At 41.8% G+C, this 26,498-nt stretch carries 29 protein-coding genes and 5 tRNA genes; 14 read left to right on the top strand and 20 right to left on the bottom strand.

Translation table 11 applies throughout. The features are described from left to right. Positions 1-85: 85 nt before the first annotated feature. Positions 86-1,630 carry an L-piperidine-6-carboxylate dehydrogenase gene (gene amaB / locus FPL27_RS16620; RefSeq protein WP_143962354.1) on the top strand — a complete coding sequence of 515 codons (1,545 nt, stop codon included), beginning with the start codon at positions 86-88 and terminating at the stop codon, positions 1,628-1,630. Between the two features lie 81 nt (positions 1,631-1,711). Next, a complete protein-coding gene (locus FPL27_RS16615; protein ID WP_143962353.1) occupies positions 1,712-2,203 on the top strand; it encodes a GNAT family N-acetyltransferase in 492 nt (163 codons plus the stop codon). Positions 2,204-2,283: 80 nt separating this feature from the next. On the opposite strand, the gene FPL27_RS16610 is transcribed toward FPL27_RS16615, so the two are convergent. The 8 genes from FPL27_RS16610 to FPL27_RS16585 all read right to left on the bottom strand — a co-directional run bounded on the left by FPL27_RS16610 (position 2,284) and on the right by FPL27_RS16585 (position 4,507). Next, entirely contained in the window at positions 2,284-2,538 is a 255-nt protein-coding gene (locus FPL27_RS16610) for a GIY-YIG nuclease family protein (protein ID WP_235893486.1), read from the bottom strand. A gap of 55 nt (positions 2,539-2,593) precedes the next feature. Next, positions 2,594-2,657: transfer RNA gene (locus FPL27_RS19875), tRNA-OTHER, on the bottom strand. Then, entirely contained in the window at positions 2,656-2,910 is a 255-nt protein-coding gene (locus tag FPL27_RS16605; protein WP_235893486.1) for a GIY-YIG nuclease family protein, read from the bottom strand. The genes FPL27_RS19875 and FPL27_RS16605 overlap by 2 nt, the downstream gene beginning before the upstream one ends. A 55-nt stretch (positions 2,911-2,965) precedes the next feature. Then, positions 2,966-3,029, bottom strand: a tRNA-OTHER gene (locus FPL27_RS19870). After that, entirely contained in the window at positions 3,028-3,282 is a 255-nt protein-coding gene (locus tag FPL27_RS16600) for a GIY-YIG nuclease family protein (protein ID WP_235893486.1), read from the bottom strand. The genes FPL27_RS19870 and FPL27_RS16600 overlap by 2 nt, the downstream gene beginning before the upstream one ends. 48 nt (positions 3,283-3,330) lie before the next feature. Continuing rightward, positions 3,331-3,405 (bottom strand) — tRNA-Val (locus FPL27_RS16595). Between the two features lie 149 nt (positions 3,406-3,554). Beyond that, a tRNA-Val gene (locus FPL27_RS16590) sits at positions 3,555-3,632 on the bottom strand. Between the two features lie 140 nt (positions 3,633-3,772). Further along, positions 3,773-4,507 carry a hypothetical protein gene (locus FPL27_RS16585; RefSeq protein WP_143962351.1) on the bottom strand — a complete coding sequence of 245 codons (735 nt, stop codon included), beginning with the start codon at positions 4,505-4,507 and terminating at the stop codon, positions 3,773-3,775. 278 nt (positions 4,508-4,785) lie between these two features. On the opposite strand from FPL27_RS16585, the gene FPL27_RS16580 reads away from it, so the two are divergent. Further along, positions 4,786-5,412, top strand: a complete 627-nt coding sequence (locus FPL27_RS16580) for a hypothetical protein (RefSeq protein WP_143962350.1) — start codon at positions 4,786-4,788, stop codon at positions 5,410-5,412. 42 nt (positions 5,413-5,454) lie between these two features. Here the strand turns inward: FPL27_RS16580 and FPL27_RS16575 are convergent, their stop codons facing one another. Next, positions 5,455-7,302, bottom strand: coding sequence for a TonB-dependent receptor plug domain-containing protein (locus tag FPL27_RS16575; protein ID WP_143962349.1), 1,848 nt, complete (start codon positions 7,300-7,302; stop codon positions 5,455-5,457). A 158-nt stretch (positions 7,303-7,460) separates the two neighbouring features. Between FPL27_RS16575 and FPL27_RS16570 the strand changes: the two genes are divergently transcribed. Beyond that, positions 7,461-9,425 (top strand): M1 family metallopeptidase, encoded by a 1,965-nt coding sequence (locus FPL27_RS16570; protein WP_143962348.1) that lies wholly within the window; start codon positions 7,461-7,463, stop codon positions 9,423-9,425. A 242-nt stretch (positions 9,426-9,667) separates the two neighbouring features. On the opposite strand, the gene FPL27_RS16565 is transcribed toward FPL27_RS16570, so the two are convergent. Together FPL27_RS16565 and FPL27_RS16560 are read right to left on the bottom strand one after the other, a co-directional pair. Beyond that, entirely contained in the window at positions 9,668-10,117 is a 450-nt protein-coding gene (locus tag FPL27_RS16565; RefSeq protein WP_143962347.1) for a VOC family protein, read from the bottom strand. An 81-nt stretch (positions 10,118-10,198) separates the two neighbouring features. Then, a complete protein-coding gene (locus FPL27_RS16560) occupies positions 10,199-11,830 on the bottom strand; it encodes a S41 family peptidase (protein WP_143962346.1) in 1,632 nt (543 codons plus the stop codon). A 201-nt stretch (positions 11,831-12,031) separates the two neighbouring features. Here FPL27_RS16560 and FPL27_RS16555 point away from each other — a divergent pair, with 201 nt between their 5' ends. The 4 genes from FPL27_RS16555 (at position 12,032) to FPL27_RS16540 (ending at position 14,650) form a co-directional block, all read left to right on the top strand. Then, positions 12,032-12,790: a hemerythrin HHE cation-binding protein gene (locus FPL27_RS16555; RefSeq protein ID WP_143962345.1), complete on the top strand. Its 759-nt coding sequence runs from the start codon at positions 12,032-12,034 to the stop codon at positions 12,788-12,790. Beyond that, entirely contained in the window at positions 12,790-13,203 is a 414-nt protein-coding gene (gene ruvX, locus FPL27_RS16550; RefSeq protein WP_143962344.1) for a Holliday junction resolvase RuvX, read from the top strand. Before FPL27_RS16555 ends, ruvX begins: the two co-directional genes overlap by 1 nt. Further along, entirely contained in the window at positions 13,200-13,754 is a 555-nt protein-coding gene (def, locus tag FPL27_RS16545; RefSeq protein ID WP_143962343.1) for a peptide deformylase, read from the top strand. The genes ruvX and def overlap by 4 nt, the downstream gene beginning before the upstream one ends. 101 nt (positions 13,755-13,855) lie before the next feature. Beyond that, positions 13,856-14,650 carry an amidohydrolase gene (locus FPL27_RS16540; protein ID WP_143962342.1) on the top strand — a complete coding sequence of 265 codons (795 nt, stop codon included), beginning with the start codon at positions 13,856-13,858 and terminating at the stop codon, positions 14,648-14,650. On the opposite strand, the gene FPL27_RS16535 is transcribed toward FPL27_RS16540, so the two are convergent. Continuing rightward, positions 14,640-16,730 carry a T9SS type A sorting domain-containing protein gene (locus FPL27_RS16535; RefSeq protein ID WP_143962341.1) on the bottom strand — a complete coding sequence of 697 codons (2,091 nt, stop codon included), beginning with the start codon at positions 16,728-16,730 and terminating at the stop codon, positions 14,640-14,642. The genes FPL27_RS16540 and FPL27_RS16535 overlap by 11 nt on opposite strands. A gap of 108 nt (positions 16,731-16,838) precedes the next feature. On the opposite strand from FPL27_RS16535, the gene FPL27_RS16530 reads away from it, so the two are divergent. Both FPL27_RS16530 and FPL27_RS16525 read left to right on the top strand, forming a co-directional pair. After that, entirely contained in the window at positions 16,839-18,134 is a 1,296-nt protein-coding gene (locus FPL27_RS16530; protein ID WP_143962340.1) for a UDP-N-acetylmuramoyl-tripeptide--D-alanyl-D-alanine ligase, read from the top strand. A gap of 26 nt (positions 18,135-18,160) precedes the next feature. Continuing rightward, positions 18,161-18,841, top strand: a complete 681-nt coding sequence (locus tag FPL27_RS16525; RefSeq protein ID WP_143962339.1) for a DUF2461 domain-containing protein — start codon at positions 18,161-18,163, stop codon at positions 18,839-18,841. Here FPL27_RS16525 and FPL27_RS16520 read toward each other — a convergent pair. The 4 genes from FPL27_RS16520 to FPL27_RS16505 form a co-directional block, all read right to left on the bottom strand. Then, positions 18,838-19,659: a Cof-type HAD-IIB family hydrolase gene (locus FPL27_RS16520; RefSeq protein WP_143962338.1), complete on the bottom strand. Its 822-nt coding sequence runs from the start codon at positions 19,657-19,659 to the stop codon at positions 18,838-18,840. The genes FPL27_RS16525 and FPL27_RS16520 overlap by 4 nt on opposite strands. Positions 19,660-19,825: 166 nt before the next feature. Beyond that, positions 19,826-19,899 (bottom strand) — tRNA-Ala (locus FPL27_RS16515). Between the two features lie 68 nt (positions 19,900-19,967). Then, complete coding sequence (gene recR, locus FPL27_RS16510; RefSeq protein WP_143962337.1) at positions 19,968-20,588, bottom strand: recombination mediator RecR; 621 nt, start codon at positions 20,586-20,588, stop codon at positions 19,968-19,970. Positions 20,589-20,598: 10 nt separating this feature from the next. After that, on the bottom strand, positions 20,599-20,886 hold the full coding sequence (locus tag FPL27_RS16505) for an ATP-dependent Clp protease adaptor ClpS (protein WP_143962336.1): 288 nt from the start codon (positions 20,884-20,886) through the stop codon (positions 20,599-20,601). A gap of 173 nt (positions 20,887-21,059) precedes the next feature. On the opposite strand from FPL27_RS16505, the gene FPL27_RS16500 reads away from it, so the two are divergent. Then, positions 21,060-22,520 (top strand): sodium:solute symporter, encoded by a 1,461-nt coding sequence (locus tag FPL27_RS16500; RefSeq protein WP_143962335.1) that lies wholly within the window; start codon positions 21,060-21,062, stop codon positions 22,518-22,520. Here the strand turns inward: FPL27_RS16500 and FPL27_RS16495 are convergent. The 3 genes from FPL27_RS16495 to FPL27_RS16485 all read right to left on the bottom strand — a co-directional run bounded on the left by FPL27_RS16495 (position 22,517) and on the right by FPL27_RS16485 (position 24,268). Beyond that, entirely contained in the window at positions 22,517-22,882 is a 366-nt protein-coding gene (locus FPL27_RS16495) for a helix-turn-helix domain-containing protein (RefSeq protein ID WP_143962334.1), read from the bottom strand. The genes FPL27_RS16500 and FPL27_RS16495 overlap by 4 nt on opposite strands. Before the next feature lie 170 nt (positions 22,883-23,052). Beyond that, complete coding sequence (locus tag FPL27_RS16490) at positions 23,053-23,391, bottom strand: MGMT family protein (protein ID WP_143962333.1); 339 nt, start codon at positions 23,389-23,391, stop codon at positions 23,053-23,055. Then, positions 23,378-24,268, bottom strand: coding sequence for a mechanosensitive ion channel family protein (locus FPL27_RS16485; protein WP_143962332.1), 891 nt, complete (start codon positions 24,266-24,268; stop codon positions 23,378-23,380). Before FPL27_RS16485 ends, FPL27_RS16490 begins: the two co-directional genes overlap by 14 nt. Before the next feature lie 172 nt (positions 24,269-24,440). Here FPL27_RS16485 and FPL27_RS16480 point away from each other — a divergent pair, with 172 nt between their 5' ends. From FPL27_RS16480 to FPL27_RS16470, 3 genes are read left to right on the top strand one after another with little or no spacing between them, the layout of a single operon-like run. After that, entirely contained in the window at positions 24,441-25,121 is a 681-nt protein-coding gene (locus tag FPL27_RS16480; RefSeq protein WP_143962331.1) for an SDR family NAD(P)-dependent oxidoreductase, read from the top strand. A 13-nt stretch (positions 25,122-25,134) separates the two neighbouring features. Further along, complete coding sequence (locus FPL27_RS16475; protein ID WP_143962330.1) at positions 25,135-25,821, top strand: head GIN domain-containing protein; 687 nt, start codon at positions 25,135-25,137, stop codon at positions 25,819-25,821. Further along, entirely contained in the window at positions 25,818-26,273 is a 456-nt protein-coding gene (locus FPL27_RS16470) for a nuclear transport factor 2 family protein (protein ID WP_235893485.1), read from the top strand. Before FPL27_RS16475 ends, FPL27_RS16470 begins: the two co-directional genes overlap by 4 nt. A 2-nt stretch (positions 26,274-26,275) precedes the next feature. On the opposite strand, the gene FPL27_RS19865 is transcribed toward FPL27_RS16470, so the two are convergent. After that, complete coding sequence (locus FPL27_RS19865) at positions 26,276-26,437, bottom strand: hypothetical protein (protein ID WP_185974404.1); 162 nt, start codon at positions 26,435-26,437, stop codon at positions 26,276-26,278. Positions 26,438-26,498: the final 61 nt, after the last annotated feature.

Below are 26,498 nucleotides of genomic sequence, written 5' to 3'. Positions count from 1 at the left end.
TTTTTTGCTGAGGTTCCTTGGGCGTGGAGGTGTAATGTAGTAGATTTGAAATAGTACTATTTGATAAAATTGTAATCTTAAATTCATGGCAGATAATTTTGGAATAAAGGAAGCTCTGCAAAGGCTTCAGATCAAAGATGAGAACTTGGGTACTTCCACCGGTAACGATTGGATTGACACCAATGGAGAATATATCACCTCCTCTTCCCCAGCGGATGGAGAGGTAATTGCCAAAGTACAGGTTTCAAGCCGCGAAGGCTATGAACAAGTCATCACCAAAGCAGAGGAAGCTTTTAAAATATGGAGAAAAATGCCTGCTCCACAACGGGGTGAGATTGTAAGACAAATTGGCAATGCACTTCGAGAAAGAAAAGAGGACCTTGGAAAGCTTGTTTCTTATGAGATGGGCAAATCATATCAAGAAGGCCTTGGTGAAGTTCAGGAGATGATTGACATTTGTGACTTTGCGGTAGGCCTTTCCCGCCAGCTTTACGGGCTTACCATGCATTCCGAGCGCCCCGGTCACAGAATGTACGAGCAATGGCATGCATTAGGAATAGTGGGTATTATTTCGGCTTTCAATTTCCCGGTGGCCGTTTGGTCTTGGAACACCATGTTGGCTTGGGTTTGTGGTGACGTTTGTGTTTGGAAGCCATCTGAAAAAGCTCCAATCTCAGGTCTGGCCTGCCAGCATATTGCAGCCTCGGTATTCAAAGCCAATGATTTGCCGGAAGGTATTTCATCTATTATAATCGGAGATTACAAAGTTGGCGAATACCTATCTCACGATCCAAGAGTTCCTTTGGTTTCAGCCACAGGTTCCACCCGAATGGGTAAATTGGTCGGTGAGGCAGTAGGCTCTAGATTGGGCAGGTCACTTTTGGAGTTAGGTGGAAACAATGCTATCATAATCACCAAAAATGCGGATCTGGACATTGCTATCCGAGGAGCGCTTTTCGGAGCAGTGGGTACATGTGGGCAGCGTTGTACTTCGACAAGAAGGTTGATCATTCATGACAGCGTATATGAGGAAGTGAAAAATCGACTTGCTTCCGCTTATACTAAATTGGTTATCGGGAATCCTCTGGACGAGAAAAATCATATGGGTCCATTGATCGATAAAGATGCTGTAGACGCCTACCTTGGAGCTATCGAGAAAGTGAAAGCCGAAGGAGGTAAAGAAGTCGTTGCAGGAGGTGTGCTGGAAGGTGAGGGGTATGAGTCTGGCTGCTATGTGAAGCCATGTATTTACGAGGCAGAAAATCATTTCCAAATCGTGCAGCATGAAACTTTTGGACCGATTCTTTATATCATGAGGTACTCTGAATTGGAAGAAGCGATTCAGAAGCATAATGGAGTGCCTCAGGGTCTTTCTTCTGCTATCATGACTACCAATATGCGTGAAGCAGAATTGTTCCTTTCTGTAGCCGGTTCTGACTGCGGAATTGCAAATGTCAATATCGGTACCTCAGGGGCTGAAATTGGTGGGGCTTTTGGAGGTGAAAAAGAAACCGGTGGAGGTAGAGAATCCGGATCTGACGCCTGGAAGGCTTACATGAGAAGGCAAACCAATACTATTAATTATACAACAGAATTGCCATTGGCGCAGGGGATTAAATTTGACATTTAATCTAAATCCAGCCTTAATCGTTTTAAATAAAATGCTCCCAAGTCTTTGGATTTGGGAGCTTTTTTATGGTTAAATTTGAATATGGAAAACTTGGAAATAGTCGATTACACTGCTGATCTGGCTCCTTATTTTGCCAGTATCAATAAAGAATGGGTGGAGCAGTATTTTTCACTGGAGCCATTTGACATCGCTCAGCTGGATGATCCTCAAGGCTATATTATGGATAAAGGAGGAGAGGTGTTGTTTGCCAAATTAAATGGTGAGATTGTGGGGACCGTGGCATTAGTCAAAACCGGTGAGGAAAGGGTCTACGAGGTGATAAAAATGGGTGTGCTTCCCTCTCATCAAGGGAAAGGAATAGGCTTGATATTATTGGAGGCAATAACAGAAAAGGCAAAGGAGAAAGGGGCTGCAAAAATTATTTTATACAGTAGCTCTAAACTCCAATCTGCTCTAAAGCTTTATCAAAAGGCTGGTTTCGTAAGCGCGGTTAAAGAGTGTGGAAAATATGAGAGGTGTGATGTGAAGATGGAGCTGGAGATTGGTACTTCAACCAAAAAAAGCCTCATGTGAGGCTTAAAATGTGGGAGTTGAGGGATTCGAACCCCCGACCCTTCCGCCCCGTGGGGTCGGGATGCACTGAACCATCTGAGCTAGAGAGTTGGGTTGATTAGTTTCTTAATTCTATGCTTACTTTTCCATCTTTTTATCTCTAATTCCCTTCGGTAAGCTTGAGTCTTGTCTGGAAAAGGCTCCAGGTGTGCGATTTCCCAATCTTTTGCTTTTGAGGTAAAACCGGTATGGTCAGATAAGTGCTTGCGAAGTCTTTCCTCGATAGGTTCTGTTGTGTGGCCAATATAAAACCTGTCGAGTTTTTTAGAGAAAAGTATATAGAGAACGGCTTTCAAAAAAAAATAGTTTATAACCAAAAAAAGCCTCATGTGAGGCTTAAAATGTGGGAGTTGAGGGATTCGAACCCCCGACCCTCCCGCCCCGTGGGGTCGGGATGCACTGAACCATCTGAGCTAGAGAGTTGGATTGATTAGTTTCTTAATTCTATGCTTACTTTTCCATCTTTTTATCTCTAATTCCCTTCGATAAGCTTGAGTCTTGTCTGGAAAAGGCTCCAGGTGTGCGATTTCCCAATCTTTTGCTTTTGAGGTAAAACCGGTATGGTCAGATAAGTGCTTGCGAAGTCTTTCCTCGATAGGTTCTGTTGTGTGGCCAATATAAAACCTGTCGAGTTTTTTAGAGAAAAGTATATAGAGAACGGCTTTCAAAAAAAAATAGTTTATAACCAAAAAAAGCCTCATGTGAGGCTTAAAATGTGGGAGTTGAGGGATTCGAACCCCCGACCCTCCCGCCCCGTGGGGTCGGGATGCACTGAACCATCTGAGCTAGAGAGTTGGATTGATTAGTTTCTTAATTCTATGCTTACTTTTCCATCTTTTTATCTCTAATTCCCTTCGATAAGCTTGAGTCTTGTCTGGAAAAGGCTCCAGGTGTGCGATTTCCCAATCTTTTGCTTTTGAGGTAAAACCGGTATGGTCAGATAAGTGCTTGCGAAGTCTTTCCTCGATAGGTTCTGTTGTGTGGCCAATATAAAACCTGTCGAGTTTTTTAGAGAAAAGTATATAGAGAACGGCTTTCAAAAAAAAATAGTTTATAACCAAAAAAAGCCTCATGTGAGGCTTAAAATGTGGGAGTTGAGGGATTCGAACCCCCGACCCTCTGCTTGTAAGGCAGATGCTCTGAACCAACTGAGCTAAACTCCCAAAATGTTTTTATTATTTTTTTTTTAGTAAGAGTTGGCGGAATCAAACTCCCGTCTCTCCCGCCCTGTAGGGTCGGGATGCTCTGAACCAACTGAGCTAAACACCCAAGAAATAATATTTTGAAAAACCTCACCATATGCAAGGTATAATGGTGGGAGTTGAGGGATTCGAACCCCCGACCCTCTGCTTGTAAGGCAGATGCTCTGAACCAACTGAGCTAAACTCCCGATTTCTTTATCCCATTACCGTTGTAATGGGATTGCAAAGGTAGTTTTAAATTTGATTGCTGCAAATTAAAAAAGCGAAAATCTCAAAGTTTGTTTTTAAGTTATTGATAATGAACTGGAAAATTTAACGCTATTTTTACCTACTCCCAACTGTTGTAGATTGGGTCGGTATTATGATAAAGTGTATAACCTTTTAAGCTAGACAATGTGTATTGGGCGTTTGCCCAATTGCCTTGATGCGTTTTTCTTAAGACCATACTTCTATGCTGACCAGGAAAGAAAATCTCGGCCTTAGTATTATCTGTGTTGAAAATCAAATAAGCTGGCTTTTCGGTTTTTTTGTTTACTGGTTTTAATTTTGTTTCAACTTGCTCTGGGCTAAATAGTGCCAAATGAACTTGAGAATACAATTCATTAGTATCGTCAACACCAGTCATTACAGGAGCATAGCAATCTGTTCGACGAAGAGACGGGGATGAAGTATAATCCAGTTGTTTTGGGTTTCTAAAGGTGGTTCCATCTTGACTAAGTATGCCGAAACCTTCCTTCAATTCACCTTGATCGTATTGGAATGCAACCTGCCGAGTACGCTCTTGACCTTCTACGCGAAAGGTATATGTACCAATCAGCATATTGTCCTCAACTTGTCCTTCAAAATAACCAGTGTTCCTATCCTTTCCGACCTTATCATAACTTAAACTACCTTCCACTTTGGAGTAGTTCTGCTTAATCTCAAAGGCTATTGTACTGCCATCACCGCTAAAGCTATAGCAGCCCGGTGTAAATTTTGAATTTAATAATCTCAACTTCTCCTCGTTGTCCGACTGACAAGATACAATTGTCATCAGGCAAGCTAACATCAACACGTATTTCATTAAGGGCTCTGTTTTATCTTCACTTTGAAAAACGGGAAAAAAAACATTTAAGCCTAATGTTTATCCTTAAAAAATCTAAAGAGAGGCAAATTAATATCTTTCATGAAAAATTACATGGTTATCTGTATAAAAAATTGGATAAATACAACGGATTGTTAGTGTAATGAAAACTTTGGCACCATCTTGTTAAAATATCACTCCTAGTCAAAGATTCTTAAATTAATTACTTATTGCCAATAATATGCAACCTTTTTGCTTTGTATAAAGTAATATTTAGTATGAAGAAGAGCCTGTTATTAGTCCCCCTTTTATTTCTAGCATTTGCCTGCGCTACCGTCAATGTCAATAGCCACTTGCTAGACCCTAATGCTCAAACCCTCCGATACAGCAGTGTGCTTCTTTTGTATTCGGATTCGGAGGAAATGTTTTACGATTGGGATGAAGAAAATTACAATTATGTCCTGTATGGTCAGTTTAATAGCTTAGCTCAAGAAAAATTCAGAAGGGACCTTGGGCAGTCTATATCCAGAAATCTTCAAGGGACCAAAGTCCATAGCGCTGACCAATATTTTGCCATCCATCGCCCTGTCAGTTACCAAGATTTTATGAATAAGCTTGCCGAAATTGACGTGGAAGCTATTCTCCTGGTTAATGCTCGGGCTATCTATCAAGAAGAAGTATTTATAGATGGGGATTCTGTTTTCCGTTCCAACATGGAATTCCAATGCTTTCTCATTGATAAAGAAGATTTATCCAATGTGTATCTGGCTCAAATAGGTGCTCATGGAGCTCCCATCCATAGTAGTATGAATGTAATGGATAGATTTGCCAGTAATTTAGGAAAGGATCTATATGGAAAAGGGTTGATTTCAAATCCCCGGACTTTTGCCCAATTTCCACGATAAGGTATAAACAAAAAGCTCCCGCCTAAGACGAGAGCTTTTGTGTTAATAAAGGTTTACGGTAATTCCTGCCCGCCCCCAACGTCCAGGCATTGGGACAAATCCCGCCTCAATATATTCAGTATCAGTAATATTAGAGACTTCCGCGAAGAACCCAAACGTTTTAAGTCTATTAAAGTCTATCCTAGCATCCATGAGGAAATACGGATCCAAAGCCATTCTTTCTATGTATCGGCCTTTTACGGTAAGCTCGACTCTTTCTGTAAATTGTGCTTGTATACCGGCGATAAACTGATTTCTCATTGCGCTTAGGGCAAACCTGCTATCCACTCCTTCAGCCTGAGTCAAGTTGGCATCTATGAAATTGTAGGACAAGGACAGTTCCTTTAACATCGCATTGGTCCCACCCCAATTTGCTGCATAGGTTACTGAAGTTTCAAATCCATTGAAAGTTACCTCGCTGACGTTTCTTGGCGTCCATCGGTTAGGGTTCACATCCTCATCGCTAGGAGCGCGGTTCCAGTCAATAAGATTATCGGTGTATCTGTTGAAGTACACCGTTTCAAACCTGAATCCTTTTCTGCTAAAAATGTAACCAAACTCAAAGCTCCTTGCCTGCTCAGGTTGCAAATCCGGGTTGCTCAGATTACTGGGGTCTTCGTAATAGAGCTCTGTGAATGATGGGATTCGGTAGCTTATCCCAAAGTTGGTATAAAATCTCGAGCTGTTACTCAATTGATAACCAAGCTCCGCTCCAGGGAAATGTTTCCAGCCATACTCATCATAATAATTGGAATAAAGACCAGCTCGGAAGTCGAATTTGTCCAGAAATTCTATCCTATGCTCGGCAAAGGCTCCTAGGAACTCTCTTTCTCGTTGCCCAAGATTATTGCTATCAATCATCTCTTTTCGGCCTTCTACTCCAAATCCGGTGGTACCCAGGCTGTGCTCATACCGGCCGTTGGCTTCCAAAGCTAACACATCGGAAACATGATTGTTGGTGAAAAACTCTGGCTCAAACCTTCTTAAGCGAAATTCATCAATATTTCTTCTCCAGTAGGCTCTGGTTTGTACCCAAACCGCATCCTTTTTATAAGTATGGCTAAGAGCTGCCAAACCAGTCTGTACGCTTTCCCACTGGTCCGGAAAGGCATCGGTGTAAAATCCGTTTGCACCAAAAGTACGGTCACTTAAAGCTGCCATTACTCTGACCTCATGACTGGGTTTTAGGTCAAGACCGCCCTCGTAAAACAGATTGCTAACCTTGAAATCAGAATTGTGCCAGTGCCCATCGGAGGCATCATGGCTAAAGCTTAAGGTTTGTTTGTATTTGCCGCCGGCTAGGGGAAGGGAAGTAACCAAACTGGTACCTCTCGATCCAAATCCTCCTCCATAAGCTTGAAAATTTAGACTTTTGCTCTCAGGTAATCTAGTTACAATATTCACTGCTCCAGCAAAGGCATTTTGACCATAAATTCTTGAGCCTGGTCCTTTGAGTACCTCCACGCGGTCTATCCCCTGAAGGGGAAGAGGGATGTTCATCATGTGGTTATTAGACTGTGGGTCGGTGAGTTTGATGCCGTTGAGCAACATAAGGGTTTGCTCAAAACTGCCACCTCTTATGCCGATATTGGCCTGCACTCCGCTGACACCGCGCTGGCGTACATCCACGCCAGGAGTAAAGGAAAGTACTTCCTGCAAGCTCCTTGCTGGAGTAGTTTCAATTGCCTTTCGGCCGATGATACTGATATTTCTCGATGTCTTATTGAATGGGATTTCCATTCTGTTTTCCTTAATGACCACCTCGGACAAATCTACCATAGTGGTATCCTGTTGGGCCTGAGCTCCAAACGCTACGCTTAGAGTAATCAAACTAAGTAAAACTTTTCTCATAGTAAGATAATAAGGGTTGATTAAGCCCACAAAGGTATAAATTTGTCATTTAAGCTAAATGCAATTTTTTTGCATTTTGTGTATATAGGGGGGTCTTTACCCCACTGCCTGATTTTTTTTTCCTATTTTAGCAGGATAACAAAAATTCCATATACAACATGAAGAACGTTTGGCGGAAAATTTTTCTTTCCTGTTCTCTTGTGGGGATGCTGACCGCTGTGGATGCACAGCAGGCCACCACTACCCAACAGGAGAAATTCAATGAATTTACTTATAGACAAGGCTCTCCATTCCGTACCGCAATGGGTACCCCTGGGCATCAATATTGGCAAAACGGTGCCGATTATGTCATGGAGGTGGAACTAGATGAGGACGAACATACTCTAGGGGGCACAGTGACAATTACCTATCACAACAATAGCCCCATGGACCTAGATTTTGTGTGGCTTCATATGGAGCAAAATAGGTTTAAAGAGGACAGCAGAGGTACTTTGACTACCCCAATTCAGGGCAACCGGTATTCCGGCGATACAGATGGGGGGTATGAAATTGAAAATGTAAGCGCAAGAGTAGGTAGAAGAGGCGGAAGTTCTAGCCGTCATTTGATTGACGATACCAGAATGCAGGTATTCTTTGATGAGCCTATTCCTGCCAACGGCGGTCAGGCGACTATCTCCATGGATTTCAAATTCAAGATTCCTGTACAAGGCATGGACCGTATGGGGCGACTTGAGGTTGAGGATGGCGTGATTTACGCTTTGGCCCAATGGTATCCTAAAGTTGCGGTTTTTGATGATGTGACGGGCTGGAATGTTGAGCCCTATCTTGGTGCTGGAGAGTTTTATCTTGGTTATGGTGAGTTTGATTATAAAGTTACCGTGCCTTTCGATCATATCGTGGTAGGTTCTGGAGCGCTTCAAAATACGAATCAGGTAGTCCCGAGAGAATTGCAAAACAGGTTGAGCAGAGCTGCTGATAGCGATTCTACGGTTTATATCATTAGTCCGGATGAGGTTGGAAATACGAGCCTTACCCGTCCACGTCAGGATGGTAAGGTGACTTGGCATTACAAAATCAGCAATTCCAGAGATGTGGCTTTTGCTTCTTCGAAGGCCTTTATTTGGGATGCAGCTAGAATCAATTTACCAAGCGGTAAAAAAATTATAGCCCAATCGGCATACCCGAAGGAAAGTGACGGGGAAGATGCCTGGAGCCGATCTACCGAGTACAGCAAAGCCTCAATCGAGCATTATTCTGAAAAATGGTATGAATATCCTTACCCTGCTGCAGTAAACGTAGCTGCTGACATTGGAGGGATGGAGTATCCAGGGTTGAACTTCTGTGGGTATGAATCCACCGGAGAATCCCTGTGGGGTGTAACAGACCACGAGTTTGGACACAACTGGTTCCCGATGATCGTAGGCACCAACGAAAGAAGGTACGCTTGGATGGATGAAGGGTTCAATACTTTTATCAACCACTACAGCACTTTGGATTTCAATGAAGGTGAGTACAGCTCTACTTTAAATCAGACCAGAAGATTTACCAATTGGCTGACCAGTAAAGACAGAGAAGGAATTGATACTTATCCTGATGTAGCTAACGTAAGAAATTTGGGTATGATTGCCTATATGAAGCCTGCGATGGGGCTGATTATGTTGAGAGAATATATCTTGGGGGAGGAGCGTTTTGACAATGCTTTCAAATCATATATTAAAACTTGGGCATTTAAACACCCTCAACCTAACGACTTTTTCAACCACATGGAGAATGTGGCCGGAGAAAACCTTTCCTGGTTCTGGAACGGTTGGTTCTATGGCACAGAAAACATAGATTTAGCTATTGACGGCGTGTACCCATATGGCCCTGGAAATTATGTTGTGGCTATTTCAAACCGAGGAGGGATACCTATGCCGGTTTTGATGGAGATCACATTTGATGATGGCTCAAAGGAGAGAAAAATGCTTCCTGTAGAGATTTGGCAAAGAGGGGACAGCTGGAATCATATGATTTCTACTGACAAAAAAGTTACCTCCATCCAAATAGATCCTGATCGCATTCTTCCTGATATCAACAGTAGTAATGACAGATGGCCAAGTGATCTGTATAGTAACGAAGACTAAGTTAAAGCAATGAAAAAGTTTACCGTAACCTTACGCTAAACTTATTTCCAAATCGGCTCCTATGCACCTCCTCTTCGGGTCCATATGGGTTTTAGGATAGTGAAGCAGATTTGGATCAATATTAAATTGACCATAATTGCATCTTAATAGTAATTACCAAAATGATAAAAGGCTACCCTTAATTGGGTAGCCATTATTTATGAGTGGGTTAGTATGTAAATACGTGTGCGGTTTGAAGTTCCTCAGCCAAAATGATCATCATTCACTTCGATCCAATGACCATCAGGGTCTTGGAAATAGATTTGTTGGATACCATCTGGTCGGGTAGTGATGGCGCCTTCTTTACCTGGCCAATCGCTGAAAGTGATATTATGTTTTCTCAGCTTCTCAATAAAAGCATCCATGTCATCTACACTAAAGCATAAATGATTGTTTTTATCCTTTTCTCCTTCATCCTTGCCGCCCTCTATCAAGTGTAGCTGACTGCCTCCCATGTCCAACCAGGCATGAATATCATCATTGAAAGGATCTGATATCTGGGGTAAGCCAACCACATCTTTATAAAACTCCCTGCTGGTTTCCAAATTCTTTACCTGTAAGGCAAGATGGTTTAGTCTGACTTGAATATCTTGGGCGTTAGTAGTCATAGGCAATAATGCTAAAAGGCAAAGAGATAGATAAAGGAGTTTCATAGAAGCAGAGTTTGGTAGAAATGAATAGACAATAAAAAAGCGGATAAAATAATCTATCCGCTTTTTACTATTTATCTTCTATTAAGGATTTTCTTGAAAAGCAAGGTTAGCCGCCTCATCAAAAAGATTGAGTGCTCGCTGATAAACCTCATTTATGTCATTGACGATTTTATAGAAAGCGTTGTCGTCATAAATATTTCTACTCATATGGGCTTTCACCAAAATCTTCAAGTAATCCTTCGATTTTTTGTAATCCTTTTCGTCAAACTTGACTTTGTTTTCCTCACCGATTTTGATCAGTTCTTTCAGCATGGATTCGGAAACCTCAAAGTTGTTGTAGTATTCCTCAAAGGTCATGTTTTCAAATTTGTCTTTATTATTGTCCACATACCCAAGGATAAATTCTCTTGCTGAATCAGAGCTGAAGAGTTTGCCTACATAAGGGCTATTCATAGTGGTGTCCAGTGGCACAAAGTAATCTGGCATAATACCACCTCCACCAAATACGGCTCTACCACCTTTGGTCTCATATCGCAAGCTGTCATCAAACTTGATACTATCAGCGGAGAAGAATTCTCCATGCTCATAACGGTTAAGCCAATCCTTTCCATAATCATCACCATCGCCATAAGGCTTCTGGATAGATCTACCGGAAGGCGTATAGTATCTGGCAATGGTCAATCTTAACTCAGCACCATCCGAAAGGTCAATAGGCATTTGAACTAGTCCTTTTCCAAAAGATCTTCTACCCACAATCAGTCCACGGTCATTGTCTTGAATGGCACCTGCAACAATCTCTGATGCAGAAGCACTTCCTTCGTTGATCAATACGATCACTGAGCCATCCTCGAATATGCCTGGCTTCACCGCAAAGGCTTTCTGATTATATCTGTTCAATTTGCCCTGCTGGGATACGATCATGGCATTTTCTCCCAAAATCTCATCAGCCATGTTGATGGCAGCTCCCATGTAACCGCCTGGATTGCCTTGAAGGTCAAGGATAAGTTTGCTCATACCTTTCTCCTTCAATTCTTCAACAGCAGCTTTAAACTCCTCATAAGTAGTGGCTGCAAACCTTGTCACTTTGATATAGCCGATCTCATCACTGACCATATAGGTCGCATTGACACTGTATTGTGGGATTTTATCTCTAGTAATGGTGTAATCCATTAGGTCACTGCTGGTCTTCCTTTTTACAGTAAGTTCAACTTTGCTTCCTTTCGGTCCTCTTAATAGGTCAAATACATCCCTATTTGTCACTCCAGTTCCAGCCACGGTTTCACCATCCACTTTAATAATCTGGTCACCTGATTGAAGTCCTACTTTCTCTGAAGGCCCTCCTGTAAGTGGAGCCACCACATATATAGTATCCCTCAATACGCCAAACTCAATCCCTATACCGTCAAACTCGCCGTCAAGTTGGGATTTAGCCAACTGGGCGTCTTTGGCAGGAATATAAGCAGAGTGCGGGTCTAGTTTCTCCAACATCTTTTCAATGCCATGCTCAACGAGTTCGTTGGTGTTGACACTGTCCACATAATCTCGGTTGATGTAGGTGATGATTTCCTGAATTTTATAAAGGGCCGCTTTCAGGTCGTTACGATCTGATTTCGGTTCTGCAAATGTCGCCCCAATCCAAATACCAGCAGATATGGCCAAGGCCAAAATGATAGGTAATCGGATTTGAGCTGAGGTGTTTTTCTTTTGATTCACGTCTTCGTGGTTTGATTTATTTTTTTCTTCGCTCACGGTATCTTTAGGCTATTAAATTAAAAAAAGGCTGGAATAAGCATAATTCCAAATATACAACTTAACAAGGTTCTACCCTATTTCGTTTTTATAAACGTAAGAAATTCAATTTCGGTGACCATTTTAACCTCTTTTTACATCAAAAAATTTTACTTTTGTAATTGTATGCCGAATGCTAAACACAGTTCTCACCTCTCGATTGCAGATCTCGTCAAAGATAATTATGTCTTTGCGGCGGTATTGCATTACTTCGGCATCAGCTTTTTCCAATACAAAGAAAAATCACTTGAAGAGGTCTGTGGCAAGTTTCGTGTTAAGGCTTCCCAGGTAATGGCGGAGTTGGAAATATGGGCTGCCCAGAAGGAACCCTCCGCCGAGGAACTCTATCTCCATCCCATTGAAGTGTTGGTGGAATACCTGCGAAAAAAACACTATGATTTCGTCTGCCAGCAACTGCCTTTCCTCTCTAACATGATAGCAGGGATAAAAGTGGAGGGGAAATATAAGGAACTGCTTGCTGACATGGGGTTGATGTTTCCTCTGTTTGTGGATGATTTTGTCCACCATATTCATGAGGAGGAAGATACTTTGTTCAAAAGGATTGCTCTACTACATCACTTGGAAGAGGGGGACTACAACTTGGTGGATGCATTAAGGTTTCTGGAGGTGAAAAGTATTGCTCACTTAGCTCATGCCCATGAGGTGCATGATGACGAAATGGAAGGAATCCGCAAGCTTACCGAGGATTACCAGTTAGAAGTCAGTGCACCGATGGAGATAAAAGTACTCTATTACCACTTACAGAATTTCGAAAGAGAGCTGGCCATCCACGCCAAAATTGAAAATGACTTGCTGTTTCCAAAAGCTTTGGAACTGGAAAGGGAAGTGAAAAGAAAAGTCAAGATCAAAATCCAATCGAACTAATGGGGAGAATTATAGCCATTGATCTGGGAACAAAAAGGACCGGCATAGCCGTTACCGATATGCTGAAGATTACGGCCAATCCATTGGAGACTGTGGATACCAAAATCCTTCTTACCTACTTGGAGAATTATTTCGCCAAGGAAGAGGTGGACACCATCGTGGTAGGTCACCCAAAATCACTTGATGGGACGGACACGCAAATGACCCAGCCAGCCATCAACCTAAAAGGTAGATTGGCTAACAAATACCCCGATAAAAAGGTCGTGCTAGTGGACGAAAGATTCACCTCAAAAATGGCCATGCAATCCATGATCACCATGGGAAGCAAGAAAAAAGACAGAAAAGAAAAAGCGGGCAACCTGGATAAAGTCAGTGCTGCCATCATATTACAAACCTACTTAGATCAATTATGATTTATCCGATAGTTGCTTACGGAAACCCTATACTCAAGAAAGAAGCGGAAGAAATCAAGGAAGGGGACGATGTCTCTGGTTTGATTTCTGACATGTTAGACACCATGGGACATGCCTCAGGCGTAGGCCTTGCTGCACCACAAATAAACAAAGGTATTCGCTTGTTTGTAATCGATAGCTCCTTGATGCTGGATGAGGAAGAGGAGGAGAAAGGAATCCGTCGTGCGTTTATCAATCCGATTATTTTGGACGAATATGGAGACCATTTTGGTTTTGAGGAAGGCTGTTTGAGTATTCCCGATGTCAGAGCCGAAATCATTCGACCAGAAAAATTAACAATTGAGTATTTTGATGAAAACTGGAACCTTCAGGAAGAAGAATTCTCTGGAATGACTGCTCGTGTGATTCAGCATGAGTACGATCACTTAGAGGGAATTCTTTTTGTCGACTATGTCAAAGGTTTGAAGAAAAGACTGATCAAAAGTAAACTGATCGATGTAAGTAAAGGGAAAATAGCTACGGATTACCGCATGGTGTATCCATTAAGATAAAGAAAAGAAAATAAATTAAACCGCAGAGATCCAGAGGTCACAGAGAAATATTTACTCTGGGCCCTCTGCGCCTCAGCGGTTATCTTTTTTATAACGAAACTATGAACGACAACCTGAAAATTGCCCTGATCCAATCGGATCTGTACTGGAAAGACAAAGCTGCAAACCTAGCCATGTTTGAAGAGAAGATCTGGTCAATCAAGGAGCAGGTTGATTTAATAGTGTTGCCGGAGATGTTTGCCACGGGCTTTTCCATGGATGCCCAGGAGCTTGCCGAGCCCATGAACCTTCATGCCACTAAATGGCTGAAGCAAATGGCGGCCCAGACCAAAGCAGTGGTTACCGGAAGTGTTATTATCAAAGAGGAAGGCCATTATTACAATAGGCTTTTGTGGGTAACACCTGAAGGTGAGGTAGAGCACTATGACAAAAGACATCTATTTGGAATGGCAGGGGAGGATGAGCATTTCAGCCGCGGTGAGGAAAATATCATCGTGGAATTGAAAGGTTGGAAATTATTGCCACAAATCTGTTATGACTTACGCTTCCCGATTTGGAGTCGGAATTGGTTGAAAGACGGAGAGCCAGCTTATGATGTGATATTTTTTATTGCCTCATGGCCCGCCCCACGCGTCAATGCCTGGGATGTGCTTCTTCAGGCAAGGGCGATGGAAAATGTCAGCTACTCATTTGGTGTCAACCGAATCGGTACTGATGGCAATCAGGTGCCCTATGTCGGTCATACTGGCGCTTATACTTTCAAAGGAGAAACAATTTGCTTTTTAGAAGACAGAGAAGAAATATCAACCATCACCTTAGAAAAAGAACCACTTTTGGCTTTCCGCAAGAAGTTTCCGGCGTTGGAAGATGCGGATGGTTTTGAAATTACAGTTTGATTACTTTTTTGCTGGCACGGCCTCCATCAGGACTTAAGACTCTTATAATATAAATACCTTTCGGGTATTGCTTAAGGTCAATTTCGGTTAAGCGTTGACTTTGAATTGGCAATCCGTCTTGGAGGATCTGTCCCATAGGATTTATCAGCTGAAGCTCGCCAGTTAAACTGGTAATGACTTGTACCACGTCTGTTGTGGGATTAGGGTACACTTTTATTTGCAATCTAGAAGGTTCTCCGTTTCCCTGATCACCAAGAGGGGACAAATAAATCAACCCACCAGCACCGGTCCCCAAAAGTAAATCTTCATTTCCGCCCAGAGAAGAGGGAATTGAGCTAACCCATGTACTTCTTCCCAATCTAGTGATTGTGGCTGCTCCATTTATTTGCAAAAGATTATCATTTCCATTGGCTCCCTGTCTGAAATTAGGATAGTGGGTTAGAATTCCTCTTTGGTCGGTGGCATAAAGATCATTGCCCACCACCTTTACAGCCCGATTTCGGTTGACGGGATTATCGCCGAAACCTAGATAATTTCTTTCCAAGAGCGCGAAAGAAGGACTGTCGGAAAGATTGGCCCGAAACAAGATCAATTCTCCAGTTTGCCTTGATACGAGTAAATAATGATTGCCGTCTTCTTTAAAAAATTCTAAGTGGTCATTACCCCTCAAACTGATTTCAGGAAGGCTGATTTCATTTTCAGCTACATGCTGAAAACCATTCCTTGACCAAAATAGCTTTCTTACAGGGCTGAAGTTTATGATTTGAACCCCCGAGAAAAAATAATAACCATCGGTTTCCAAAAGTTGTAGGTCCAAGAATCCTAATTGTGAAAAGTTAAGGTAATCCCTATCACTTAAGACAAAACCATCTTGCCCAAGTGTAAACCTGGTAATAGCTCCAACGGTGGATTCTCCAATGGACTGATTGCTGGTAACCAAAAGCTCCCCATCCTGCTGGTTTCCTCTAAATAAAGGTCTGGCATTTTCTCCTAGATCAACCATGTCCGACTGTAAAAAAGGTTGCCCTTGAGCAGCCCAGCCGTCACCTTCTCCAATAAACCTCTTGATGCTGGTCGAAAAGTCGATTCCATATTCTTGGGCTTGGCTGGAAGCATTTGTGGAAATCAACAAATCGTTTTTATAAAGACTACCCACATGGAAGATTGGGAATTCTGGTAATTCTCCCAACCCAGGTAACGAGGTAGAGAAGGAGTTGAATTCCGGTTCGGTATTAGTGCCGGTGTTGGGAAGAAAGTAAAGCGTGTTGCATTGATCCTGACCTAGAAGCATATCAACTGCCCCGTTTCCTGTGAAATCATGTAAAAGCAAACTGTGTCCTCCGAGGTGTTCTGTTCGCAGATTTTCCCCAGTGTGGGCTTCTTGAATGGGATTCCCCCCACAGGTGAAGCCAAAGGCAAAGTGTTCGCAGCCACAAAACTCGAAATTCCCCCAGCGGATTGTCTTTCTAACAAAACCATCAATCCCAGGTCGCCCTGTTCGTTCCACGCTGGTGTTTTCAAAGTATTCCAGATAATCTCCAGTGGCGAAATTGAATGTAAGAATGTCCAAATCTCCATCTCCATCCAAATCGATGATGACTGGAATATCCAAGTTGTTCGCCTGCAGATTGGAGTTGTTTTCAAGTCGTAAAAATTCACTGGCAACTTCCCAAGTAGGAGGGGAGCCAGCAGGGGCGGTGTTCTTGTACGCTTTAATTCCGAATGGACTGCTGGTAAATAGATCCTTCTGACCGTTATTGTCAAAATCTGCCAAGATCAAATAGCCGCCTAAGTCTAATGGGAACAAGTAGGTAAGTTCCGGTCTGTGCACATGTTGCCCCTCTATTTCTTCAAAAACCAACAGATTTCGGGTATTTCGGTCCCAAACAATTAATTCCTCATTGCCATCACCAGTCACATCCAAAGTCTGAAATTGAGCCGCATTGATACCTCCGGCATAGGGGTTTATAAGTGTGTTACCCTCTATTTCTAGTTGTACGGAAGTATTGAATTCAAAAAGCTGTTGGGAATAAGTGGAGGTGTATAGTAAGAGAAAAGTGAAAACAAGTGGGTACTTCATCGGTTTAGCAAGAATAGATACTAAAATTACTTAAAATAAACGGAAGAATTGATGCGAAGATGTCCGGCATTGATTTATTTTGGGAGTTAGAACCCAATTTTTGTAACCATGAACCTGCAGAAGCTTTATTCAGCCTATAAAGATGCTTCCGGCATCAGTACCGATACCCGTCATATCCAGCCTGGAAATATGTTTTTTGCCCTCAAAGGGCCAAGTTTTAATGCCAATGAATTTGCGGCAACTGCTTTGAAAAACGGGGCTTCGGTAGCGGTGATTGATGATGAAAATTATCTACCCAGGAAAAAGGACGACAGCTATATACTCGTTGATGATGTACTCACTACTTTGCAGCAATTGGCGACTCATCACCGTAGGCAGCTTGGGATTCCTATACTTGCTATAACCGGAACAAATGGGAAAACAACAACTAAGGAGCTACTTAATGCAGTCTTGAGCCAGAAGTTTAAAACCTTTGCCACCAAGGGTAACCTAAACAATCACATCGGCGTGCCCCTGACATTATTGGGTATGAACAAGAAAGTGGAACTAGGTATTGTGGAAATGGGAGCCAACAAAATTGGGGATATTGCTGAGCTGTGTGCCATTGCCGAGCCTACTCATGGATTGATTACCAATATTGGCAAAGCCCATTTAGAAGGTTTTGGAGGTTTTGACGGTGTATTAAGAACCAAAACTGAAATGTACCAGCACCTCATTGCAAATGACGGGAAAATCTTTGTGAACAGTGAAAACCCTATTTTGATGAATATGGTCAAGCGGATGAGGGATCCTTTTCTATATCCTCAACAAGGAGATGACTATCAAGTGGAATTCGTTAGTGCGGACCCTTTTGTAAAGTTCAAGTCATCTGATGGAAAGATACACCAGAGTAAAATGTTGGGGATCTATAATTTTGAAAACATAGCCACAGCTTTGGCGGTAGGCAGTTTCTTTGGAGTGGAGGAGGAAAAGGCTGTGGAAGCGATATGCACATATACCCCGTCCAATATGCGCTCACAGCTGGTGGAAAAAAGAAGCAATTTGATAGTGCTTGACGCCTACAACGCTAACCCTACCAGTATGGAAGGAGCTATCAAAACCTTTGGAGCCATGACCGGTAAGAAGCACAAAATGGTCATTCTCGGAGATATGTATGAATTAGGTGAGCAGACGGAGGAGGAACATGAGAAATTGGGTCAATTGGTGAAGGAACTCAATTTTGACAAAGTATGCTTTGCCGGAGAGATGACCAAGTCCGCACTGAAACATGCACCTGAAGCATTATATTTTCCTGATCCTTTTTCTTTGAGAAACTGGTTGAAGGATTCCGCTCTTGAGGATTACCTAATATTGATCAAGGGGAGCCGAGGAATGAAAATGGAAACCTTGGTGGACTTTATCTAAACAAAAGCTGATAACCTTTAGACTTAATGACTGCAGACACACTAAAATTTTTGAATACCCTAGCCCAAAACAATGAAAAGGGATGGATGGATGATAATAGGGATTGGTTTTTAGAAGTAAAGGAAGAGTTTCTGGAAAAGACGGGTGAATTGCTCAACGGCCTAAAGCACCTCGATCCGGGTTTGGAAAGTCTCATGCCAAAAGATTGTGTGTTTCGGCAAAATCGCGATATGCGCTTTAGTCCCAACAAGATGCCATATAAAATTAACATGGCAGCATATTTTTCCCGAGGCAGTAAAAAGTCTATCGGACCGGGGTATTACCTTCACGTAGAGCCAGAAGGGAGCTTTGTAGGGGGAGGGCTTTATCATCCTCCCGCGCAATTGTTAAAGCAGGTGCGGCAGGAAATTGATTACTCGGGTGAAGAGCTCAAAAGGATCATGGGTGAGCCGGATTTTAAGAAAAGATTTGGCGGACTTTATGGTGAAAAGCTAAAGACCTCTCCTAGAGATTATGATCTCGACCACCCGCACATTGACCTTCTTCGTTACAAAAGCTTTGAAGTCATTACGAAAATTTCCGACCAAGAAATTGAAAAGGGGAATACTGTTGATATTGCATTGGACACCTTTAATAAAATGCAGCCCTACATGGATTTTCTATATAGGGCTACAGATGAAGCCGAAAGTGGAGATGGTCTGCTTTAACTTAAGCAATATTTTTCGATCATTTCAGCTACGCCATCATCGATACTTGCAGTCGTTATCTCATTGGCAATTGCCTTGACTTCAGGTCTCGCATTTCCCACTGCCACACCGTGTCCTGCAGCCTGTAGCAAGTCTATATCGTTATAATTATCGCCAAATGCCATTACTTCAGACATATCGATATCGTAATTGAAACTAAGCACATCTGATAAAGCTGAGGCTTTTGATATTTTCTTAGGGGCAATTTCAATATAGGTATCTTTGGATCTGTAAAGATGTACCTCGTGGCTTACTGAGTCTTGAAGTTGATCAAATAGGGTCTGTATTTCTTCAGCAGGCCCCATACACATTACCTTATGCGCTCCACAGCCCCGGTCGTTCCAGTGATCAATTACTGATTCAAAAGGCTGGATTGAAGGGTTGACTTTGGTGTTTCGGATTTCTCTTTCTGTCCAAAAGTCCATTTTTGGAGCAAACCAATCATCTCTACCGTAGAGGCTCAAGTGAATCGAAGTGTCTAAGGAAAAGTCCTGAATTTTTGCACAGATATTTAAAGGGATACATACATCCCCCAATATATGCCGATCTGCAGAAAGATAATTGACAACATAACCACCATTATAGCAGATCAGCGGATTTTCAATCCGGTCCAAAACTTTTTGGAGATGGATCATGGCTGACGGCATACGGGAGGAGGCTAAAATAATGGGAAAATCTTTGGGAAGGCTTTGGATGGCTTGGATGGTTCTTCTAGAAATTTCTCGGTCTTTATTCAATAAAGTGCCGTCGATATCTGTGCAGATGGCTCTGATATTCATGTAATAGTGGTTTGGTTGGCGGTATTCACCCCCTTAACATACTTAGCGTGCAAAATAGTTTGATTTTTTTTCTATTTCCAAATTTTACCTTAAGTATTTGATAGATAGGTAGATAGTGTTAGGGTAAGTACAAAAAAATAGCTTGTCAGATGACAAGCTATTGATGTGGAGGATAACGGATTCGAACCGATGGCCTCTACACTGCCAGTGTAGCGCTCTAGCCAACTGAGCTAATCCCCCTTTTTGTGAGTGCAAATATAGAGAGTGCGATCAATTCCACAAAGGAAATGAGTTAAGTTTTTTCGAAATTATTCGAGATTATAATTTACTCTTGTTAGAATACTTCTGCCTAAAGTTACCTCATCGGTATATTCTAGTTCTCCACCTATTGGAATACCGCGAGCAATAGTGCTGACCTTAATCCCTTTTTCTTTAAGTTTCCTTGTTATAAAAAAGGAAGTGGTATCGCCCTCCATGGTTGCGCTTAACGCTAGAATTACTTCCTGAACTGGATCATCAGATTTCTGAGAATCAATTCTACTCAAAAGTGAAGCGATTTTTAGCTCTTCTGGTCCTATACCCTGGATAGGACTGATTACACCTCCTAGGACATGATAAAGTCCGTTATACTGCGAGGTGTTTTCAATTGCCAGCACATCGGGAATATCCTCTACCACACAAATCGTAGATCTATCACGACGGGCGCCTAGACAAATAGAGCAAACGTCTTGATCGGAGATGTTATGGCACTTTTTACAATATTGGATTTCAGTCCGGAGCTTAGAAATGGCCTCGGTAAGGGTTTGGGAGAAAGTTTCGGGTTGCCTGAGAAGATGCAGGGTCAGTCTTAAGGCTGTTTTTTTGCCGATGCCAGGTAGCCGGCTTATTTCACTGACTGCATCTTCGATTAGTTTGGATGGAAAGTTCACTCAGGTTTTGTTATACAATGGCCGCTTGAATGCCTGCGTCCAGAATTGACTCGCACATAGGCTTCAATGTGGACTGGCTCCCTTTCTTGACAGCGCATTTTCCTTTATAATGAATAATCAGGGTACATTGCTCAGCTTGTTCCTGAGAATGTTTGCAGACTTTGATCAATACTTTGGACACATGCTCAAACGTATTAACATCGTCATTAAATACCACAAGGTCATACTCTTCCTTATCCACCAAGTCTTCAATCAAGACTTCTACTTCTTCTTCTAAGGTATGTTCTAAAGGTTTCATATCTAGTTGTTAGGGTTTTCAGTGCTCAATTTATTCGTCGCAAAAATCGGGCAGTTCTCACCGTTTTCAGTGATTTTATAGGCTTGAGACTTATATATCCCCCATTGATCACTGCAGAGTTTTGCAAAGTTAATAATTATAGACAATTTTAACGCTGTTTATAATAATACAGTATGGATTCCACCTTAGTTCTCTTAGTCATAACCGCATATTTTTTCTTGTTGTTCCTCATCTCCTGGTTTACCAGCAGAAAGGTTACTGCCGAAACGTTTTTCACTGGCGATAGGCAATCACCGTGGTTTTTAGTGGCTTTTGGGATGATAGGAGCATCTCTTTCTGGGGTGACCTTTATATCTGTACCAGGTGAGGTGGGCAATACCAGTTTCCATTATTTCCAAGTAGTGCTAGGCTACACTTTGGGATATGCTGTGATTGCCTTGGTGCTATTGCCGCTGTATTACAGGTTGAATTTGGTATCCATTTATGCTTATCTCGAGCAGCGTTTTGGGTTTTGGTCCTATAAGACAGGTGCTTTTTTCTTTATTCTTTCCAGGACGTTGGGCTCTTCCATCCGGGTTTTTCTAGTGGCTGGTGTGCTTCAGTTGATCCTATTTGATACTTGGGGGATTCCATTTTGGGTTTCGGTGCTGATTACTGTTGGTCTCATCTGGCTCTATACGCATAAAGGAGGGATCAAAACCGTGGTTTGGACCGATACCCTGCAGACTTTCTTTATGCTATCGGCAATAGGGGTGAGTATCTATTTGGTTTCCAAAGATCTCAACATTTCGGGATTGGGTGATTTGGTAGACAGAGTGGGTACTGATACCCGTTCAGAAATATTCAACTGGAATTGGAAGTCAGGGACTAATTTCTTCAAGCAGTTCTTGGCTGGAGCCTTTATCACCATTGTGATGACTGGGCTTGACCAAGACATGATGCAAAAGAATCTTACCTGTCGCAATTTAGGTGATGCTCAAAAAAACATGTTCTGGTTTACTATAATCCTGGTTTTTGTTAACCTGATGATCTTAGTCCTAGGGGTATTGCTATATCTATATACTGAAACCAACGGAATAGAAGTCCCATTAAGATCCGATGACCTATATCCCTTCCTGGCAACCCAGCATTTCACCGCATTTGCAGGAATTATCTTCGTATTGGGGATAACTGCAGCGGCATATTCCAGCGCAGATTCCACACTTACAGCACTTACCACGTCTTTCTGCTATGACTTTCTAGAAATAGAGAAGAATTATGAAAAGAGTAAGCAATATGCAATTCGCAAAAAGGTCCACTTGGCTTTTACCGGAGTCATGTTTTTAGTCATCTTGCTTTTCCGCTGGATTAATGATCAAAGTGTCATCAACGCAGTTTTTACCATCGCAGGATATACCTATGGACCTTTGTTGGGGCTATATGCTTTTGGACTATTCACCAGATGGCAGGTCAATGACAAGATGGTGCCATACCTTGCAGTGGCAGCTCCATCTGTGGCCTTCATAATCAGTATGAATTCCGAAGCTTGGCTTGCAGGTTACAAGTTCGGATTTGAAATCTTGATTCTAAACGGACTGCTGATGTTTTTCGGCCTGATGGCGGCAAGAAAGAAAGATAAAAAGGTAAAGGTTTAAAGCTCCTCTTTACTCATCAATTCGTTAATCTTCTTCAGTCTTTTAATATTGTTTTCCAGCTTTTCGTTGCTTCCATCAAGTTCCACTAGTACCGATATGTGGTGTCCGTTGGAGCTCCCGCCTTCTATGTTGCCAGCTATGGTGGGAGATACCGATATCAGGTCCTGTACATCTACTTGATAAAGTTCGGCAAGCTTGATGGCATCTTCCATTTTGAGGTTAGAACGACCCTGTTCGTACCTAGAATAGGCAGTATAATCTTTTTTGCCTAAAAACTCTGCTATGTATTCCTGTGTGTAACCTCTTAAAACTCTGTGTTTTCTAAGGTTTTCTGCTATATGGCTCTTAAGTTCTTTTTCCATGTTTTCTATAGATTTTGACTTATTAATGTCATAAACAAAAACCATACTTAAAAAGCTGTGATATAAAGAAATTTTTACTAAATTTTTGTATTTGCAGAGTTTTTATAGGTAAATGTGGATTAATCTTTAATAAATATACTTAAAATATGACGGCATGACTAGTGTTTTTATCATATTTCTCCTTCCAACGAGGCAGGGTCCCAAAAATGTTGCTCAAAATCAACAATTTGATCAGCCACTACTTTCACACCTTCTTTTTTTAATAAATCTTCCATTGTCGTCGCGTGGGGGAAATGATGCTTTCCAGTCAATTGACCATTGCGATTAACTACTCGGTGCGCTGGAACATTTTCTGTATGGGAGGCATTCATGGCATAACCAACTACTCGCGCCCCACTTCCTAGCCCAATAGCTTTGGCAATGGCACCATACGTGGTCACTTTTCCCTCCGGTATTAATCTGACAATCTCGTAAATGTTGGCGTAAAGGTTTTCTTTATTGGATTTCATTAGAAAGCTCGATTATTTTCTGATTAATCTTCCTTTTGATGATTCTCTCGGACTGCTTGTCATTGTTGTTGAGCAGAAATTGACATTTCAGTTTCACGGCATCTTTTTGGATATGCACGGTTTTCATACTGAAGGAATTTGCGGTGACTTCTTCCTCAAATTGATTCAGAGTTTCCCGAAGCTTTTGTTCGAAGTGATCAAGATCCAGTTTTCCAGGTTTTACTTCGAATTCAAAACTTAATTTTTTGATGTACTGTCGGCTGTGATTAATTACCAGACTAGTAAGGACCGTGTTGTTTGGGATCATCACAATGTCGTCGTCCTCATTGAGCAGCACTAAATTGATGAGCGTCACATCCAATATTTTGCCTTTTTGTTCCCCTATCTTCACATTGTCTCCAAGGGTGAGTTGATCAGAAAACATTATAATCAGACCATTGATCATATTGGTGATATAATCCTTTGAAAGCAGAGCAACGGCCGCTGCAACAATGGTGATGCTGGTGAAAAAAGTGAAAGGATTGATGCCAAACAATAACATCAAAGTAATTAAGAAAATGATCCCATTTAGAATACTGGCGATCATATTTACCCCTAGTACAAAATTGGTATGAAGACTTTCAAGGTGGTTTTTTCTAAGGTAAAATCTTACCAAGACCATTCTGCCCAAGGATATTAGGATGTTGCTTGCCAAAAAGAAAGTAGCCGCGTCATAAATGCGGTGGGCGGTAGCTTTTATTGCTTCAGTTGGAAAATTGATCAGTTGAGCAAAAAATTCATTGTAAACAAATAGCAGCAGGTATATTAGTATTTTGGCCAAAAACACCTTGCGTTTATGTTTTTCTTTGACCTGGATTTGGGACTTTTGGTTCTCCATTTGATAAATATAAATGTTACAATTGCCACAAAGATAAAGGATGATGTTGAGAAAATGGGAATTGAACTTTGCACTCAATGTGATTCAATTGTCGGTAAGTTTTGTAAATTTGAATAATGGAGGCTGCCGATATGGAACGATTCGGTGGATTTTTAAATCATAATAGTTAAACATGGACAGAAATATTATCATTTCCGGAGCAGCGGGTAATTTGGGAAAATCAGTAGTTGAAAAATTCAAAAGAGAGGGCTTTAAAGTAATTGCGATGGTAGAGCCTGACAGCGAGCATGACCTGGAGGAAATAGTGGATGATATTTATGAAGTGAATGTGACGGATGAGAAAGCCGTTTTGGAGTTTTCTAAAGAAATCAGCCTTCAATATGGGGAAATTAACACGATAGCCATGTTGGTTGGGGGATTTGCCTTCGGTGGGTTTGAGAAGACTTCTCAGTCAGATGTGGAGGAGATGATTAAACTGAACTTTTTTAGTGCCTTCAACATGGTGAAATATTTTCTTCCAACCATGAAAAAAGCCAACCAAGGGAACTTTCTTTTCGTTGGAGCTAGGCCGGCCCTTCAACCGGAGGACGGAAAGGATGTAGTGGCATACGCTTTGAGTAAAGGGCTGGTTATTCAGCTCGCCGACTTGGTGGCACAGGAGTGCAAAGACTTGAAAGTGCGTTCTCATGTTTTTGTACCCAGCATTATCGATACCCCACAGAACCGTGAAGCTATGCCGGATGGTGACTTTGAAGAATGGGTGAGTGCTTATGATATCGCGGAGGCAATGCATTATGCCGCTACCAATAAGGCCTTAAGAAATATGACCTTCAAACTCTATGGAGGAGTATAATTTATACCAAACTATGAAAAAAATCACTTTATTGCTTTTTTGTGCAATCTTGGTCTCAGTTCAAGTAATGGCGCAGACCAGTGAGGAAACCCGCAAATTGCAGGGGTTTAACAGTGTGAAAGTTTCCAACGCCATCGAAGCCGAACTGGAAAAAGGAGACCGTAACGAAATTCATATCGTGGCCAGTGGCGTCGATCTGGAAAAGGTGGAAAGCAACGTATCAGATCGAACCTTAGAAGTTAAACTGGGCAGAGGCAATTTCAGATCTACCTCAGTAAAGGTCAAAATTATTTATACTGATCTTGACCAATTGGAAGCAAGCTCCAGCTCTAGAGTCTTTGTCAAAGATCCTATGGATGCCAAGAACATCAGAATCACCGCATCCACCAGCAGTTACATAGAGGCAAGGGTCAATGCTCAAAACTTAAAGCTTGATGCGGCCTCCAATGCCAAAATCTATGTGAAAGGTAGCGCTGAAAACCTTGACTTACGCTCGGTGACCAGCGGTGAAATAAACGGTAAGGATTTAGAAGTCCAGAATGCCGAGGTCTTTGCCAATACCACTGGTAAGGCTGAGTTTATCGTCAAAGAATCCCTTAAAGGAAGTGCTGCAACAGGTGCTAAAATCACCTATCATGGAGATCCAAGACAACTAGAAGTGAAAGAAAATACGGCTGGGTCTTTTAATCAGAAGAAATGAGTAGATCAGTTTTATTAATCTCTTTGGTGATGATCTGCGGGTTGTCATTTGGACAGGTCAATTCCGATAAAGAAATCGAAAATGTGATTGAAAAACTTTTCGAAGGTATGAGAGATAAAGATCAAGCGGTCTTGGAATCTGTCTTTCACGAAAAAGCCATTATGCACACGGTCACTGAAAATGGGGGAAAAGCTGCTTTAGGAACTAATTCAGTTAAAGATTTTGTGAATAGGATTGCTGTCACCCCTGCGGAAATCAATTTGGATGAGCGGATTTTGGAATATCACATCAAGGTAGATGGAGAAATGGCGTCAGCTTGGACTCCATATGAGTTTTACGTAAATGATGCCTTTTCGCACTGTGGTGTAAACTCTTTTCAATTGATCAAAGAAAAGGGCGACTGGAAAATTACCTATGTCATGGATACCCGCAGAAAAGAAGGCTGTCAGTAAAATCAGCGGATCTTTTTATAAACCAATCCGATTATAAGGAGTTCTGCCAGCACAAATGAAATGGCAAACACCATCTGCATGGTGTCATCTTCAATGGTGTTTTTGAACAAAATAAAAGTCAGAAAGACTATAATTCCTGAAATAAAACCGGCTTTGATCGACATGCTGCAAAAGTAATAAAGAGGCTTCAAATGAAGTCTCTTTCCCTTTTATTTTAGAGACATT

This window comes from Litoribacter populi, from assembly GCF_007483685.1.
Taxonomy (GTDB): domain Bacteria; phylum Bacteroidota; class Bacteroidia; order Cytophagales; family Cyclobacteriaceae; genus Litoribacter; species Litoribacter populi.
The sequence above is the reverse complement of the archived record's forward strand: the minus strand, read 5'-3'. Positions and strand labels throughout refer to the sequence as shown.